Raw genomic sequence first — 17,102 nt, 5'->3', positions numbered from 1 at the left:
AAAATCAAATTGTCGATCTGCCAAATAGTCTGTTGCGTTGGTGCATCATGATGGTTCATGCGGATGTTAGGGAATGAACTCAGAACTGGGGAACTCCAACTCCCGAGGTCCAGTGCGCGGTCCCCTGAGGCATCTTCCATGCGTCAAGGGCTATATTGGCTGCCGTCCATGTCTTGTTGATGAACACGAGTCGCGCTGGATTAAGATCAAATTTTTCGTCAAGCCAGCGCTGGCGAAGTTGCTGGGCGTCTAGTCGCGCTTGCTCTATAGCGTGGACGGTCCGAGATCGTTGTCCGCCTCCAGTGAGTGCCTAGGCGTAATCTCAATTGCACCAATCAGCAGCTTGAAGTTGATTGATTTAGATGATTCCCTGAACGGCTGCCGTTTCATTCGAGCCATCAAATGTCCGCGCCCAGGGAACGAAACACTGCGCGATATTGCTGTGCTGCCTTGTCCCAAGAATAAGTTCGAGCCCGCTCCAACCCTTGCTTTGAAAGCCGTGCTCGTAGTTCCGCATTGTTGGCGATCTCGATCATACCCTTTGCGATGGCGGCCTCCGAGTTTGGATCAACCAACAAAGCGGCGTCACCGGCAATCTCCTGTGTCGCTGTCGCTGCGGCAGTCAGGACCGGTGTATTGCAGCTCATCGCCTCGATGATCGGTAGACCGAATCCTTCGTAGAGCGAAGGGAACAGGAAGGCTTCTGCGCCGGCGAGCAGTGGCCCCATGTGCGCTTCATCGACATAACCAATGAGCTTCGTTCGCGGCGCATCGGGAATCGATTCCATGTCGCCGAAAACATGTGCCCGCCCAAGGTTGCCCGACACCACAAGCCAGACATCGTCCGGAAGTTGATCTTGCGCATGTGCCCATGCCCGCAGCGTCCTTGCAAGGTTCTTACGCTTGTCAGCTGTCGCCTGCAGCAGAAGGTAGCGTTTCGGCAGGCCAAGTGAAACGCGTGTCGCGGTGACCTCGCAGTCTGGATAGGGACGGAAATGGTCGCTGACGCCGTTCGGGATAACATCGATCCGGCTCTCGTCCACACCCAGTGTCGCAGCAATCCTTTGCCGCGAAAACTCTGAAACAGTAACGATACGCGCGACACGTTTTACCAGTGCTGGCATCAACGTCTTGTAAAATGCGGCAAAGGAGCCGGAGAAAAATTCGGGTACGTCCAAGAATGCGACATCATGGAGTGTGACTATCTGCTGCCCCTTGAATATTGGACCAGTAGCAGATGGCGACCAAAGTAATTGGCCTCTTGCCCGCAGTGGGAGAATGAACTGCTCCCACATATGGCCCTTCATCCCTCCCAGTGGATGTCGGGGCGCGAGTTCCGTCAAAGGACCCAATCGCTTCAAGATTTCTGCTGTTACCCTTTGCTGGCCGCCCATCGCAAATTTTGTAACACGCGCATTAACTGCCAGTTTCATTGTTGCCACCTCCATCGCACCTTTAGCGAATATTGCTGAAGTGGCCATTAGCACAATCTCTCGTTGATCCGGAACTGCAGAGCCCTGACTGATTCAATTCTTCAGGGAACAGCTCGGAAGTTTCGTCCACTCAGTGCGTGGCAAAGCCAGTCAATCTTTGGGGATTGTCCATGATTTCAACGACAGCGGTCCATAAATGATAGAGTGAACTCGCGGGGATTGTCTTGGCTGTCGACTTTCCTTGCGTGTCCAGGCGGTCGTGCCAACAGCCATCGGGTGCGTTGGCAAGGTAGGACTTGAAAAGAGACTGGGCGACAGCCTCCGCATTTTGCCGGTCCCCGTCGTCGCCCAGTTCGCGATATTGCATCAAGAATGCCTTCAGCATTTCTGCTTGCGGCCAAAGGCACCATCCGGTTCGGGCAGATCCTCATAGCTCTCGGTAGCTGTCCACCAGCCGTTGTATCCTGCAGCATGTTGAGATCGCTGCACGCAACACCCCTGTCTCTGGTTTTGATTTTTCGAAGCTACGCGAATTTAAATTGTTGTTTTTCCTAAGTTCATGTTTCTCTAGTGTTGCCCGACTGGTGAAAGGAAGCTGGCATGAGCGACTGGGTGAACTGGGGGGCGCCGCAAAAGCGGCCGAGCCGCTACGATGTGTTGTTCGAGCCGGTGAAGATCGGCCCGGTCACGGCCCGCAACCGGTTCTATCAGGTGCCGCATTGCAACGGCATGGGTTATCGGGACCCGACGGCGCTTGCCCATATGCGAGGCGTCAAGGCCGAAGGTGGTTGGGCAGTCGTCTGCACCGAGCAGGTCGAGTTTCACTACTCGTCAGAGATTACCCCATTCATAGAGCTTCGCCTTTGGGACGAGCGCGATATTCCCGCGCTTTCGCGCATGGTCGACAAGATCCATGAGGGCGGGGCGCTTGCTGGTATCGAGCTTGCCTATAACGGCATGAATGGCCCCAATCTCTATTCCCGCGAGGTGCCGATGGGACCGGCGCATCTGCCGGTTGCGACCTTCACCTATGACCCGGTTCAGGCGCGGCGCATGGATGCTGAGGACATCCGCAATGTGCGCAAATGGCATCTGGAGGCGGTGAAGCGCGCCAAGCGTTGCGGCTTCGACCTCATCTATGTCTATGCCGCCCATTCACTAGGCTTTCTGCACCACTTCCTGTCACGCCGCTACAACCAGCGCACCGATGAATATGGCGGCGGGATCGAGAACCGCATCCGGCTCTTGCGGGAAATCACCGAAGAGACCAAAGCGGCGGTCGGCGACACGTGCGCCGTGCCGATCCGCATCTCGGTTGACGAACTGATGGGCGAGGGCGGCCTCTACAAGGAAGAGGTCGAGGACATGATCGGGCTGATGGCTGATCTGCCGGATCTCTGGGATGTGACGCTGGCTGGCTGGGAAAACGACAGTCGCACCTCGCGCTTCGCGGAGGAAGGTGCACAGGAGCCCTTCATCATGGGCGTCAAGCGGCTGACCTCAAAGCCGGTGGTTGGTGTCGGACGCTATACCTCCGTGGACCGCATGGTGAGTCTCGTCAACAAGGGCATTCTCGACATGATCGGCGCGGCCCGCCCTTCGATTGCCGATCCCTTCCTGCCCAAGAAGATCGAGGAAGGTCGTTTCGACGATATCCGCGAATGTATCGGCTGCAACATCTGTGTTTCCGGTGACTTCACCATGTCGCCGATCCGCTGTACCCAGAACCCGACTATGGCCGAGGAATGGCGCAAGGGCTGGCATCCGGAGAAGGTGCGCAAGGCGAAGTCCGCCAAGCCGGTGCTGATCGTCGGCGGCGGCCCCGCCGGGCTGGAGGCGGCCCAGACCCTTGGAAAGCGCGGCTATTCCGTGACACTGGCCGAGGTTGGCACCGAGCTTGGCGGCCGGGTTCTCAAGGAAGCCAAGCTGCCGGGGCTTTCCGCCTGGGTCCGGGTGGCCGATTACCGCAAGCTGCAGCTCCATCAACTGGCCAATGTCGAGACCTATTTCGACAGCCGGCTGACCGCCGATGACGTTCTCGCCTTCGGCATTCCGCGCGTTGCCATCGCGACAGGCTCGACCTGGCGCAAGGATGGCGTCGGTCATCATCACACGGTCGCGATGCCGATTTCCGACGGCGCGCAGGTGCTCAGTCCCGGCGACATCATGGACGGACGCATGCCTTCCGGCAAACGCGTGCTCATCTGGGATGACGATCATTATTACATGGGCGGCGTGATGGCCGAACTGATGGCCGAGAAGGGCTATGATACGGTTTATGTCACGCCGGCTTCCGAAGCCTCGACCTGGACCCGCAATACAATGGAGCAGCACTTCATCCAGAAACGGCTTCTCGAAAAGGGTGTGACGATCCGGAGCTTCACCGCGCTTGACGCGATTGGCGTCGGCGAAACGGTTCTGTCTTGCACCTTTACCGGCCGACAGGAGCGGATCGCGACTGACGCCGTTGTGCTGGTCACCGCGCGGCTGCCAAACGAGGACCTGTTCCTCGATCTGCGGGCGCGGCAGGCGGAATGGGCGGACGCGGGCATCGAGAGCGTGACCGCCTTCGGCGATGCGCTGGCGCCGGCAACCATTGCTCATGCGACCTATGCTGGCCGCCGCTATGCTGAGGAACTCGACGGCGAGCCGCTGGTCGAGGGCGCCCTGCCGTTCAAACGCGAAATCACCGAACTCCTGCCACTCGACTGAGGAAACATCATGCTGCCTTTCAAACTGGATATGGACCGTATCGCGCTGGATCCTTGGGGTTCGCCGGAGGATATCGGCGCGACCACGGTCGACGGTCCGATTTTGGTTGCCGGAAAACTGCTGTTCGGCAGTTTCGATACGCCGGTTTCGGGCGGTCTCTACAGTGCCACCAAGGGCAAATACCGGGTCACCTATCCGTTCCATGAACATGCGACACTGCTCGATGGCGAACTTGCAATCACTGACGAGCAGTCCGGCGAAACTGTGGTCTATGGCCCCGGTGACAGCTGGATCATCGCCAAGGGAACCGCCGTACTCTGGAATATCCGTTCGCCAATGATCCGCAAGAGCTATCTGGCGACCACGGTCGACCTGTGATCGCGCAATGTCCCATGTCCCTGCCTTTGACATCCTCGACCGCCTGATCGCGTTTCCATCCGTCAGCCGCGACGGTAATATCGACCTCATTCGGTATGTTTCTGCTCTGCTGGCGGATGCTGGAATCGAAAGCCGGTTGTTTCCCTCGGATAGCGGCGACCGGGCGTCACTGTTTGCGACGGTTGGACCGGAGGGGCCGGGGGGCATTGTGCTCTCGGGGCATACCGATGTGGTGCCGGTCGACGGACAGGACTGGACCCACGATCCCTTTCGCCTCACCGATCTGGATGGCCGTCTCCATGGTCGCGGCACGACCGACATGAAGGGTTTCGTGGCCTGCGCGATCGAGGCTTTGTTGGCGGCGAAGTCTAGGCCACTCATCCGGCCACTGCATCTGGCGCTTTCCTATGACGAGGAGATCGGCTGCGTCGGAGTGCGTCCCATGCTGGCGGAACTCTCCAAAGCTGGACTTTGCCCGGACTGGGTGCTGATCGGCGAGCCCACGTCCATGCAGGTCGCGTCCGGACACAAGGGGAAGCTTGCGGCGCGCGCTTCCTGCTGCGGCGCCGCTGCCCATTCAGCTCTGGCGCCGACGGGACTCAACGCCATTCACTTGGCGGCGGATTTTCTCGCCGAGTTGCGCCTGCTGCAATCGGACCTTGCTGATCATGGGCCGCGCGACGACGACTATGACATTCCCTATACCACTATTCATGCAGGGGTGATCAGGGGCGGTACGGCGCTCAATATCGTGCCGGAACACTGCCTGCTCGATTTCGAGATCCGCAATATTGCCGCCGACAATCCAAAGCGGTTGCTCGACCGGCTGTTTGAAAAGGCGGAGACCTTGTCGCGGGGGGCACGGCAGCGGTTCCCGTCGACCGGTATCGCAATCGAGGTCATCAACGATTATCCGGGGCTGGCCATATCTTCCAACGAGGCGGCGTTGGCACAAGCCCTCGCGCTGGCAGGCTCCAACCGTAGCATCAAGGTCGCCTTCGGCACCGAAGGCGGACTGTTTTCCTCTGCGCTGGATGTGCCGGCTGTGGTTTGCGGACCGGGCAGCATGGATCAGGGGCACAAGGCCGACGAATATGTCGAACGCGCGCAGATCGACGCCTGCCGTGTCATGCTGGCTCGCCTGACTGAGGGGCTTGCGGCCTGAGTTTTCTCAAAAGGGCCAATAGGCGCCGAAGTCAGCTTGAGCGGATCTCCAAGACTGCAGGTTCGGAAAAGCAAAAGCAGACTTTCCAAAACAAATAATTTCTTAAAGCTGCCGCGGCTGCCAACAATGCCGCCAGATGTGTCGTTGCATCCGCCGAATTAGCCAGAGTGCCAGAGAAGGATCCGGAAATGTCAGTTGAGAAAGTGGAAGCACTTATTGTTGGCGGAGGGCAGGCCGGACTGGCAATGAGCGAGCATCTTGGCAAGTGCGGCGTGCCTCACCTCGTGCTGGAGCGCCACCGGATCGCCGAACGCTGGCGCTCGGAACGCTGGGACTCGCTGGTTGCGAATGGTCCGGCCTGGCATGACCGTTTCCCAGGCATGGAATTTCCCGACGTCGATCCTGATGCCTTTGTCGCGAAGGAAAAGGTTGCCGATTATTTCGTCGCCTACGCAGACATGATCTCCGCCCCCATCCGCTGCGGCGTGGAGGTGAAGTCGGTGCGCCGAAATGCGGATGGTCCGGGCTTTCGTGTCGAGACATCGGACGGTGTGATCGAAGCCAGCTATATCGTTTCCGCCACCGGAGCTTTCCAGCATCCCGTCATCCCGGCCATCGTTCCCGAAGGTGTGGTGGCTACGCAGATGCACTCGTCCGCCTATCGCAATCCGGATCAGTTGTCTGAAGGTGCGGTGCTGGTGGTTGGGGCGGGATCTTCGGGGACGCAAATCGCCGATGAACTGTTGCGGGTCGGACGGCGCGTCTATCTCTCAGTCGGGCCGCACGACCGTCCGCCGCGGAGCTATCGTGGCCGTGACTTTGTCTGGTGGCTGGGAGTTCTGAACAAATGGGATGCTGAGGCCATGCCTGGTTCGGAGCATACGACAATCGCGGTCAGCGGCGCTCATGGCGGGCAGACGGTCGACTTCCGGCGCCTGGCGGCGCAGGGCATGATGCTGCTTGGAAGGGCGGAGACGTTCAAGGATGGTGTGATGCATTTCGCGCCGGATCTCGCGAGCAACATTGCGCAAGGGGATGCCAATTACCTGTCGGTGCTGGATGAGGCCGATGCCTATATTGCCCGCAACGGTCTTGATCTTCCGCAGGAACCCGCGGCCCGCAAGATCGATCCGGACCCGCAATGCGTGACCGATCCGATACTTGCACTCGATCTGGTCAGTGCGGGGATAACCACGATCATCTGGGCGACAGGCTTTTCCGTCGATTATAGCTGGCTCAAGGTCGACGCCTTTGACGAAAACGGTGCACCTAAACACCAGCGCGGCATTTCTGCTGAGCCGGGGGTCTATTTCCTCGGCTTGCCCTGGCAGACGCGGCGTGGATCCTCTTTTATCTGGGGTGTTTGGTATGATGCCAAATATCTGGCGGACCACATCGCCAAGCAGCGAAATTATCTGGCCTATTCGAGCTCCAGGCAACGCGAGACCGAAAATGCGTGAGCGGGTTTAAGGGCGGGCGAGGGCGGGTCAGCTCAAGTGGTGTCCCTATCCAAATCCCCCCACAATCCTTGACCACACTTCTTTTTTTTCGGTCCTGAAAACCACACAAACGGAGAGCCAGATGGCCCATACACGCATCCGCCCGTTCAATACCAAAGACACCTATCCAGAACAGAAGCTGGACAATGATCTGTGCCAGGTCGTTGTCGCCAGAGGGAGCATCGTTTTCGTGCGCGGCCAAATCGGCCAAAACCTCGATACCTCGGAAAATGTCGGTGTCGGGGATGTCGAAGCCCAGGCCGAGCAGGCGATGTACAACATCAAGATGCTGCTGGGTGAAGCCGGTTCGCAGCTCGACCACATCACCAAGATCACCATCTACCTCGTTGATCCGCGCTATCGAGAGACGGTCTATCGCGTTGTTGGCAAGTGGCTAAAGGGCGTTTTCCCGGTCTCGACCGGGATCGTTGTGTCGGCGCTGGCCCGTCCGGAGTGGCTGGTCGAGATCGACGTCACCGCCGTCATTCCGGAGTGACGCATCATGACCTTCTCCATTTCCGCTCGGTGCCCTGAGACGGGCGCTATGGGGATCGCGATCTCCTCTTCGTCGCCTGCCGTTGCCGCACGCTGCGCCCATGCGCGGGCCGGCGCAGGCGTCGTTGCGACGCAAAATATCACCGATCCCTCGCTCGGTCCCAAGGGGCTGGATCTTCTGGCCGGCGGCATGAACGCCGAGGCGGCGCTTGCGGGATTGCTGGCGGACTATCCGGCAGCACCCTGGCGCCAGGTCGTGCTGCTTGACGGGCAGGGCAGGGCCGCGATCCATTCAGGCGAACACACGCTCGGGATCCACGCGGTGGCGACGGGCAAGGACTGCGCTGCTGCCGGAAACCTGCTTGCCAACGATGGCGTTCCGGCAGCGATGGTCGCAGCCTTCGGGATGGCCAAGGGTAGCCTTGGCGATCGTCTTCTTAGCGCCATGCATGCCGGCGTTGCCGCCGGCGGGGAGGCGGGCCCGATCCATTCGGCCGGCCTCTACATTGTGCGCGATGTCTCCTGGCCGATCGCTGACCTGCGCATCGACTGGGCGGAAGATGATCCGATCGGCGCCCTCGAAGACCTTTGGGCGCTCTATGAACCTCAGCTTGAGGACTATGTGACCCGCGCCCTCGATCCGACGGCGGCACCAAGTTATGGCGTGCCCGGCGACCTTTGACGATTGCAAGGAAGATTGATGATGGTGGAACTGGCCAAGCACGACTGGAAAAAGGAAGCCGCGTCGATCCGGTTGCGCGACAAGGCGTTTATCGATGGAAAACCGATTGAGGCGCAGTCGGGTGAGACCTTCGACTGCGTCAATCCAGCAACCGGAGTCGTTTTGACCCGGGTTGCCGCTTGCGGGGACGCCGATATCGACCTTGCCGTGCGTTCCGCTCGTGCGGCCTTCGAGGATGGCCGCTGGTCAGGCAAGTCTCCGGCCGAGCGCAAGGCCGTGCTGTTGAAACTTGCCGATCTCATTCGCGCCCATATGACCGAACTGGCACTGCTTGACAGTCTCGATATGGGCAAGCTGGTGATGGACGCAGCCACCGTCGATGTGCCGGGCTCGGCGGCGATCTTCCAGTGGTATGCCGAGGCGATCGACAAGATCTATGATGAGGTAGCACCCACCGGGCCCGGCAATCTTGCCATTGTTCGCCGGGAACCGCTTGGTGTCGTTGGCGCGGTCGTGCCATGGAACTTTCCGCTCGATATGGCCACTTGGAAATGTGCGCCGGCGCTTGCCATGGGCAATAGCGTTGTCCTGAAACCGGCGGAACAATCGCCGTTGTCGGCGCTTCGGCTGGCCGAACTCGCCATCGAAGCCGGTCTGCCGGAAGGCGTGCTGAATGTCGTCCCGGGCTATGGCGAAGTGGCCGGCAAGGCGCTTGGTCTGCATGCAGACGTGGATTGCATCACATTTACAGGCTCGACGCTGGTGGGCAAATATTTCCTTGGCTATTCCGCCCAGTCGAACATGAAGCAGGTCTGGCTGGAATGCGGCGGCAAGAGTCCCAACCTGATCTTTGCCGATTGCGAGGATCTGGATGCCGCGGCCGACATGGCGGCTTTCGGCATTTTCTTCAATCAGGGGCAGATCTGCTCAGCCAATTCGCGGCTGCTGGTCGAGCACCCGATCGCCAAGGCTTTTCTGGAAAAAATGGTCGAGCGCGCCGCCCGTTACGTGGCCGGAAACCCGCTTGATCCGCGATCGACCATGGGGGCCATTGTCGATGAAGCACAGACCCGCCGCGTCATGTCTTTTGTCGATCATGGCAAAAAGACCAGCCGGCTTGTCTGTGGTGGCGAGCGGATCAGCATCGATGGCAATGGTTGCTTCATCCAGCCGACGATCTTTGCTGATGTGGATGCTGACGACCGCCTGTCGCGGGAGGAGATCTTCGGGCCGGTTCTGGCTGTTTCGACTTTCGATAACGAGGAGGAAGCCGTGTTCCGGGCCAATGACAGCATGTACGGATTGGCCGCGTCGGTCTGGACATCGAAGCTGTCGCGTGCGCACCGACTTTCGGAAAAGTTGCGAGTGGGTACGGTTTCGGTCAACACTGTCGACGCGCTCTCGCCGATGACGCCGTTCGGCGGTTTCAAGCAATCGGGGATAGGTCGGGATCTGTCCTTGCATGCCTTCGACAAATTTAGTGGACTCAAGACGACTTGGATCAAATATTAGGGTCCGCAAATAGGACCCGATCGTATGCGCTTTACGCTAAGACAGCTCGAGTATTTCATTGCCGCCGGAACGACCGGCAGCATTACCCAGGCCTCGGAGCGCATCAACATTTCCCAACCGTCGATCTCGACGGCAATCTCGCAGCTCGAACAGGAGCTGGATGTCCAGCTCTTCGTCCGTCATCACGCGCAGGGTTTGTCGTTAACGCCGGCCGGCCGCACGATGCTGCTGGAGGCCAAACGGTTGGTCGAACAGGCGGAATCGCTCTACGGGGTCGCCTCCGAGGCGAGCGAGGAGGTGCGCGGTCAGTTGAATGTCGGATGCCTGACGACACTGGCACCGATGATCCTCCCTGAACTGGCGCTCTCTTTTACTTCGGCTTTTCCGAGGACCACGATCCGCCCTCAGGCCGATCACCAGGAATTCCTACTCAACGGCTTGCGGCGGGCGAATATCGACGTTGCGGTGACATATGACTTGCAGATCCCGGATGACGTTGAATTCACACCGCTCGTCGACCTGCCTGTTCATGCTCTCGTCGGTGAAACCCATCCCTTAGCGCGCCAGTCGGCTGTGACCTTGCCTGAACTGGCGGAACTGCCGATGGTCTTTCTCGATCTGCCATTGTCCAGCGAATATTTCATGGCGCTCTTCATGAAGGATGGGCTGCAACCCAATATAGCCTTTCGGTTGTCGCATCCTGATGTGATCCGAACGATGGTCGCCAATGGTTATGGCTATACGCTTGCCAATGTGACGCCCCGCTCCGATACCGCGCTGGACGGGCGCAAGGTCACGCGGGTTCGGCTGTCGGGCGATCACCGCCCGATGACGATTGGTCTTGCGACGCTGAAATCGCTTCGCAAATCGCGCATGCTGGCTGCGTTTTCCAATCACGCGCGGTCCTTCATATCAGATGCCTATATCCCCGGCATGATCGCGCCGAACATGGCGCAGAAACGTCGTTAGGAATTGGGAGACTGTCTCAATACTGCTTAGTTTCAGCCTAAGCAAAATCACCGAAAATGATTGTTTTTCCGACGAATGAAGCGTGCTTTGTTTTACCGTCAGGCCACAAGGCTGATCGGCAAAAGGGTGCGAAGCCTTCAGGCGGGCGCCGCCCCATGCGAAATTTCGGACAGGATGCCCATAGAGGCCATCTCAAGAATAGATAAGGGAACGCGATGACAATGACATTTTCAAAGCTTCGTAAAGCTGCTCTGGCCGCCGGTGTCGCCATGCTTGCCGCCTCTGCCTCGACCGCGCAAGCCGGCTCAATGAAGCTCGGCATGACCACCTGGGTCGGCTATGGCCCCCTCTTTCTCGCCCGCGACATGGGTTATTTCAAGGAAGGTGGCCTTGACGTCGAACTCGAGATCATCGAGGAATCCTCGATGTACATGGCAGCCGTTGCGGCCGGCCAGTTGGATGGCAATGCCTCGACGATCGACGAGATCATGAAGTACCGCTCAGCGGATGTCTGCTTCAAGTCGGTTTACGCTCTCGACGACAGCCATGGCGGCGACGGCGTTCTGGCGCCGAAGGGCGTCAAGGACCTCACCGGCATCAAAGGCATGGAAGTTGCCATGAACGAGGGTTCTGTCTCGCAGTTCTGGTTCAACATCCTGCTGAGGCAGGCCGGCATGACTGAGGCCGACGTCAAGATCACCAATATGACAGCCGATGATGCCGCTGCCGCCTTCATGGCCGACCGCATCCCCGTTGCCGTTACTTGGGAACCGCACCTGACGCTCGCCAAGCAGGCTGACAAGGGCCAGGTGCTGATCGATAGCTCCAAGACACCGGGCGCTATCGTCGACGTCGTGGCCTTGAACTGTGATTACATCGAGAAAAATCCCAAGGATGTCGCCGCTCTGGTCGCTGGTCTCTACAAGGCCAATGAGTTCATCAAGGAAAACCAGGACAAGGCCTATGAAGTCATGGCCAAGGGTGTTGGCGGTTGGCTCGAGGATCCCAAGGAGTTCGCGTCTTCGGCCGCTGGCGTGAATTTCTATGGCAAGGACCGGAACGCCGAATTCTTCGCCGGCGGCGACGAGGGCGAGGCCGGCAAGCTGATCAAGCTTGGCAGCGAAATCTGGGGCGGTTTCGGCAAGCTCAAGATGGATATCAAGTATGGTGACCTTGTTGATACGCAATTCCTCGACATGAAATAGCATCATGGCTGAAGGCGCCGTGGGCGGCGCCTTCTCCTTTGCCGGCGGAACGCATGGCGGCCGTCCCCATACCGATGATCTTTCCTTGTCGCCCGCCACTTTCGGGTGAAGGAACGGAGCAAGTCTTGAGCGACAATTCCCTCTTCAAAACAATCCGCACGCCATTCAGGCCGATTCCCCGCAGCCTCGCTGCCACATTGAGCATTCTCGTCTGGGTGCTGGTCATCGGCGGTTGGTTTGGCCTCACCTATTCCGGCGTGGTGAAGGAAATGTTCCTTCCAACGCCTCAGTCCGTGCTGGCGACGACCTACAAGATGGCCGCTGACGGCACTCTGTGGGTCCACGTACTCGCCAGCGTTCAGGTGGTATTGATCGGTTTCATCGTGTCGAGCCTCGTTGCTGTCCCGCTCGGGCTCACGATGGGCACCTATCGGATCGTTCAGGCTTTTCTCGATCCGCTGGTCAATTTCATCCGCTATCTGCCGGTAACCTCCTTCGTGCCGCTCTTCATCCTGTGGATCGGTATCGGCATCGAGCAACGGGTCGCCGTCATCATTTTCGGCATCTTCTTCCAGCAATTGGTGATGATCGCCGACAGCGCCCGCAACGTCCCGCGCGACCTGGTCAACGCCGCCTACACGCTGGGCACCCGCCGCGTCGACACGGTCATGCACATCGTCTTTCCGGCCACCCTGCCGAATGTGCTTGATGTGCTCCGCGTGACGATGGGCTGGGCCTGGACCTACCTCGTGGTGGCGGAACTTGTCGCCGCTCGCAGTGGTCTTGGCTACATCTCGCTGAAGGCCATGCGCGGTTTCCAGGTCGATGTGATCTTCATGGCGATCGCGATGATCGGCATTCTTGGCCTGTTTACTGACCAGTTGTTCCGGATCGTCCGCCGCTTTTCCGCCCCCTGGGCCAACTGAGGATTGCGCATTTCATGTCTGCCGCCAAAATCTCCACCAATCCCATCAGCTCAGATATCAGCATCGACAAGGTCGTGCTGCAATATGGCAAAGGCGACAACGCCGTGCTGGCGCTGGATGGAATTTCCTTTCATGTCGAGCGCAATGAATTCTGCGTCATCGTCGGTCCCTCGGGCTGCGGCAAGTCAAGCCTGCTCTATCTGATCGCGGGCCTTGAAGACCGTTCCGGCGGCATGATCACCGTTGGTGGCAAGCCCGTCGTTGAGCCGGGCCCGGATCGCGGAATGGTCTTCCAGGCCTATACGCTGTTTCCTTGGCTGACCGTTGCCCAGAACGTCGAATACGGACCGAAGCGCAAGGGTATAGCCCCGGCCCAGCGCAAGGATATCGTCGATCATTTCCTGACTGAGGTCGGCCTGGCAAAATTTGCCAATCATTATCCGTCGCAGCTTTCCGGCGGGATGAAGCAGCGCGTGGCGATCGCCCGCGCGCTGGCCAATGATCCAGAAGTTCTGCTGATGGACGAGCCCTTCGGCGCGCTCGACAGCCAGACCCGCCACAGCATGCAGAAGCTCTTGCTCAAGGTCTGGGAGCATTCCAAAAAGACCGTGCTTTTCGTCACCCACGATATCGACGAGGCGATCTTGCTCGCGGACCGAGTGCTGGTGATGTCCGGCCGTCCGGGGCAGATCAAGAAGGTAATCCCGGTCAACATCGCGCGCCCACGCAACATGGACCTGGTGATGGAACCGGATTTTATCGCGATGAAACGCGAGATTCTGGAACTGCTGAAAAACGACGATGACGACGATCACTGAACATCCGTAGTCATGCCTGCCGCTGACTGGCGGCCATTCGCGATAGCCGGAGAGTACGAGGTGAGAGTGTGGAAAACGCGGAATTCGACTATATTGTCATCGGCGCCGGTTCTGCCGGTTGCGTTTTGGCAAACCGGCTGAGCGCCAACCCGCAAACCAGTGTCTGCCTGATCGAAGGTGGTGGCAGCGATAACAGTATTCGCGTGCGGGTGCCCGCCGGTATCTTGTCGCTCTACGGCAATCGGCAGTATGACTACGGCTATATGGGCGTTCCGCAACCGGGTCTGAACAATCGGAAAATCCCGGTCAATCGCGGCAAGGCGCTGGGCGGCTCCAGCACGATCAATTCCATGGTCTATATCCGTGGCGCCGCACAGGACTATGATGAATGGGCTGAACTCGGTTGTTCCGGCTGGTCCTATGCGGATGTTCTGCCCGTCTTCAGGTCTCTCGAACGGAACATGTTGTCGCAGGACCCGGACTATCATGGCTTTGACGGAGAACTGCTGGTTGACAATCCGCGGGATCCGAATACGGTCTCGAAAATGTGGGTGGAGGCCGGCAAAAGCGTAGGACTGCCGGAAAACGACGATTTCAACGCGGCCAGCCAGTTGGGCCTCGGCGTCTACAATGTCACCCAGGACCGCGGCGAACGGTTCTCGGCCTATACCGCCTTCGTCAAACCGATCCGCAGCCGCTCGAACCTCACCGTTCTCACAAATGCCGAAGTGCTCGATCTGTCGGTGGCTGACGGTCGGGTTGCCGGCGTCAACGTGCTGATGGATGGCGGGGTGAAGAGGCTTGGCTGCCGCGGCGAAACGATTCTTAGTGCCGGCGCCATCGGTTCTCCGCGTATTCTGCTGGCCTCCGGTATTGGCCCGGCCGGCGAACTCGCCGACGTCGGTGTGACGCCGCTGCTTGACCTGCCCGGCGTCGGCAAGAACTTGCGCGACCATATCGATGGGATGATCACCGTGCGATCGGCCAGCAGCAAGACGCTCGGATTGTCCGTTCAAAACCTGCCATCCATGCTTGCCGCACCATTTCAGTATTTCATCCGTCGCAAGGGCATGCTTTCGACCAATTACGTCGAGGCTGGCGGTTTTGCGAAGACGAAATATGCAGGCGATGTCCCGGATATCCAGTTCCATTTCGTGCCTGGCTATCGCAGTCATCGCGGTCGGCTGGTCGAATATGGCCATGGCTACGCCGTGCATACCTGTGTGCTGCGCCCCAAAAGTATCGGCGAACTGACGCTCGAAGCCAATGGTGGCCATCGCAATGTCAGGATAGACCACCGTTTCTTCAGTGACGAGCGGGATGCGCTGACACTCGTCGAAGGGATCAAAGTCGCGCGTTCGGTCTTGGCGTCCCCGGTCTTCAGCGAGATCCGTGGGCCGGAAATTCTGCCAGGCCCGGATGTCGGCAGTGACGATGAAATCCTGGCCTATCTGCGCGCCGAAGCGCTGACGGTTTATCACCCGGTCGGCACAGCCAAAATGGGAAAGGACCCGATGGCGGTGGTCGATCCATCAAGCCTCAAGGTGAGGGGGATTGCGAATCTGCGTGTCGCAGACGCGTCTGTCATGCCGACGCTGATTGGCGGCAATACCAACGCGCCGTCGATGATGATCGGCGAAAAGGCGGCGAAGATGATTGTTCACGGCTGAACTCGGCGCCGGCAGCCAATCAAAAGCGCATCTCAATCGCTACCTGGTCCAAAGGCGGGGCGATTTTGACGTTTGGCATACCCACACAGGGCAACCTCTATCACGCCGACGCTTGCTAAAGTCATCAGACTGCGCTGAAATATAAGCTTGCGCTTCAAGGATGGGCGGGTTTCGTTGCGAATATCATCCCCAAAAGCGGGGTCGGTTCTCATTGGCGATTACTATTAACGAAGCCGAAGGCCGATCGTGCGACAATTGCGATCGCATGCGAGGGACATGGCTGGCTCAGCCAGCTATTGTTCGCGACTGAACGGATGATCTTATGCCCTCCACCAAAGATGAACGTCGCCTTGCGAAGGTGGTCACCTTTTTCCTGAATGCCAGCCGGCATTCGCTCGTCGTCAATACGTTCTCCTACACGATCAATTTTGGTCTCCAGCTTGTTATTCAGCTCGGCTTCTTCATGTTGATTTCCCGAACGCTGGGGGCTGAAGGCTATGGTGTGTTCGTCACCATAACCAGCGTTTCAGTGATCGCTGTCATCCTCATTGGGGTCGGTAGCGAATACCTGCTTGTGCACCGTGTTGCCGTCGATCCCCAGCTTTTTCCGGTCTACTTCGGCCATGCGCTGATCATGATGGCGGTAACGTTCCCGCTTGTGGCAATTCCTACCGTCGTTGTGCTGCGCCAGATCGTTGGTGATGCAATTGGTCTGCTGCCGCTTGTTGTCATCATTTTGACGGATCTCATATTCACGCGCCTGAACGTGCTTGCGGCTCAAGCTTATATGGCCTTCGACAGAGCCAACAAGCAGCTTGCGATCAACGTAATGATGATGCTGTCCAAACTCGGCTTCCTCGCGGTTGCGGCTTTCTTTGGGGGGCTAACGGTGTCGACCTGGGCCTGGTGGTATTTCGCAGCTGGCGCGCTTTCCGCCAGTGTTGCGGTGGCAATGGTGCTGCGCGATCTCGGTAGACCTGTTTTTACCATCGTGCGCAAGGACCTGGGACTGGCGAGCCTCTATTGCCTGGAGTTTCTGTCCGTCGGGAGTATGAAGGATCTGGACAAGCCGGTTATCATGCACACGCTTGGAGCGGAGGCAGGCGGACAATATGCGGCCGGCTTCCGCATCGTCGATGCGGCGTCCGCTCCGGTCAGAGCATTTCTCTATGCAACCTACACACGGCATTTTCGGCATGCTGCCGGGGGACGAAACAGCAGCCTTGCCTTCGGCGTAAAACTGCTGCCCATCGCCGTCGGGCTGGCCTTGCCGGTCGCTGCCGGCTTGTTCATTATAGCGGATTACATTCCGCGGGTTCTAGGCGCGGATTTCAACGGCACGCCGGAAATCGTCAAAGCGCTTGCTTTTTATCCGCTCTTGATGGGGTTGTCCGGAATTGGTGCCGATCTCTTGCGGGCACTCGGCCATCAAAGAGTGCGCATGGCACTGCTGATCATCTCTAGTCTGGCGCTTGTTCCCGTTGTCTGGATCGGCATAGGCTATGGTGGTCTGGTCGGAGCGGCATACTTTCGCCTTATCCTACAAACCGCGCTCACCCTTTTGACCTGGATGACGATCCTGCTTTTCAAGCCTCAGCCCAGGAGTGATGTCAGCAACCGCTGAAGGGATCCTCCGGG

General features: G+C 58.7%; 14 protein-coding genes and 1 pseudogene. 13 read left to right on the top strand and 2 right to left on the bottom strand.

Features of this window, described 5'->3' with window-relative positions; translation table 11 throughout:
- Positions 1-398: 398 nt before the first annotated feature.
- Positions 399-1,481, bottom strand: a complete 1,083-nt coding sequence (locus RNA01_RS19695) for a glycosyltransferase family 4 protein (protein WP_147181869.1) — start codon at positions 1,479-1,481, stop codon at positions 399-401.
- A gap of 82 nt (positions 1,482-1,563) precedes the next feature.
- Positions 1,564-1,824: pseudogene (locus RNA01_RS19690) on the bottom strand (AGE family epimerase/isomerase); the annotation flags it as partial.
- A 209-nt stretch (positions 1,825-2,033) separates the two neighbouring features.
- Between RNA01_RS19690 and RNA01_RS19685 the strand changes: the two are divergent.
- From RNA01_RS19685 to RNA01_RS19625, 13 genes are all read left to right on the top strand, one after another.
- On the top strand, positions 2,034-4,145 hold the full coding sequence (locus RNA01_RS19685; protein WP_147181867.1) for an oxidoreductase: 2,112 nt from the start codon (positions 2,034-2,036) through the stop codon (positions 4,143-4,145).
- A gap of 9 nt (positions 4,146-4,154) precedes the next feature.
- A complete protein-coding gene (locus RNA01_RS19680) occupies positions 4,155-4,523 on the top strand; it encodes a cupin domain-containing protein (protein WP_147181866.1) in 369 nt (122 codons plus the stop codon).
- Between the two features lie 7 nt (positions 4,524-4,530).
- The gene (gene argE, locus RNA01_RS19675) at positions 4,531-5,688 is read left to right on the top strand and encodes an acetylornithine deacetylase (RefSeq protein WP_147181865.1); all 1,158 of its coding nucleotides are present in this window, start codon (positions 4,531-4,533) and stop codon (positions 5,686-5,688) included.
- Between the two features lie 188 nt (positions 5,689-5,876).
- Positions 5,877-7,148, top strand: a complete 1,272-nt coding sequence (locus RNA01_RS19670) for a flavin-containing monooxygenase (protein WP_147181864.1) — start codon at positions 5,877-5,879, stop codon at positions 7,146-7,148.
- Between the two features lie 121 nt (positions 7,149-7,269).
- Positions 7,270-7,683 carry a RidA family protein gene (locus RNA01_RS19665; protein ID WP_147181863.1) on the top strand — a complete coding sequence of 138 codons (414 nt, stop codon included), beginning with the start codon at positions 7,270-7,272 and terminating at the stop codon, positions 7,681-7,683.
- Between the two features lie 6 nt (positions 7,684-7,689).
- Positions 7,690-8,364, top strand: a complete 675-nt coding sequence (locus RNA01_RS19660; protein WP_147181862.1) for a DUF1028 domain-containing protein — start codon at positions 7,690-7,692, stop codon at positions 8,362-8,364.
- A gap of 21 nt (positions 8,365-8,385) precedes the next feature.
- A complete protein-coding gene (locus RNA01_RS19655; protein ID WP_147181903.1) occupies positions 8,386-9,876 on the top strand; it encodes an aldehyde dehydrogenase in 1,491 nt (496 codons plus the stop codon).
- A 24-nt stretch (positions 9,877-9,900) separates the two neighbouring features.
- Positions 9,901-10,845: a LysR substrate-binding domain-containing protein gene (locus RNA01_RS19650; protein ID WP_147181861.1), complete on the top strand. Its 945-nt coding sequence runs from the start codon at positions 9,901-9,903 to the stop codon at positions 10,843-10,845.
- 221 nt (positions 10,846-11,066) lie between these two features.
- Entirely contained in the window at positions 11,067-12,050 is a 984-nt protein-coding gene (locus RNA01_RS19645; RefSeq protein WP_235916790.1) for an ABC transporter substrate-binding protein, read from the top strand.
- 125 nt (positions 12,051-12,175) lie between these two features.
- Entirely contained in the window at positions 12,176-12,976 is an 801-nt protein-coding gene (locus tag RNA01_RS19640) for an ABC transporter permease (protein WP_235916788.1), read from the top strand.
- Positions 12,977-12,990: 14 nt separating this feature from the next.
- Positions 12,991-13,794, top strand: a complete 804-nt coding sequence (locus RNA01_RS19635; protein ID WP_147181859.1) for an ABC transporter ATP-binding protein — start codon at positions 12,991-12,993, stop codon at positions 13,792-13,794.
- 68 nt (positions 13,795-13,862) lie between these two features.
- Positions 13,863-15,464 carry a GMC family oxidoreductase gene (locus RNA01_RS19630; protein ID WP_170253563.1) on the top strand — a complete coding sequence of 534 codons (1,602 nt, stop codon included), beginning with the start codon at positions 13,863-13,865 and terminating at the stop codon, positions 15,462-15,464.
- Between the two features lie 322 nt (positions 15,465-15,786).
- Entirely contained in the window at positions 15,787-17,088 is a 1,302-nt protein-coding gene (locus RNA01_RS19625) for a lipopolysaccharide biosynthesis protein (protein WP_147181857.1), read from the top strand.
- Positions 17,089-17,102 lie beyond the last annotated feature (14 nt).

It is taken from the genome of Paenirhizobium naphthalenivorans (assembly GCF_007992095.1).
In the GTDB taxonomy this organism is placed as follows: Bacteria; Pseudomonadota; Alphaproteobacteria; order Rhizobiales; family Rhizobiaceae; genus Allorhizobium; species Allorhizobium naphthalenivorans.
This window is presented reverse-complemented; position numbering and strand designations above follow the sequence as displayed.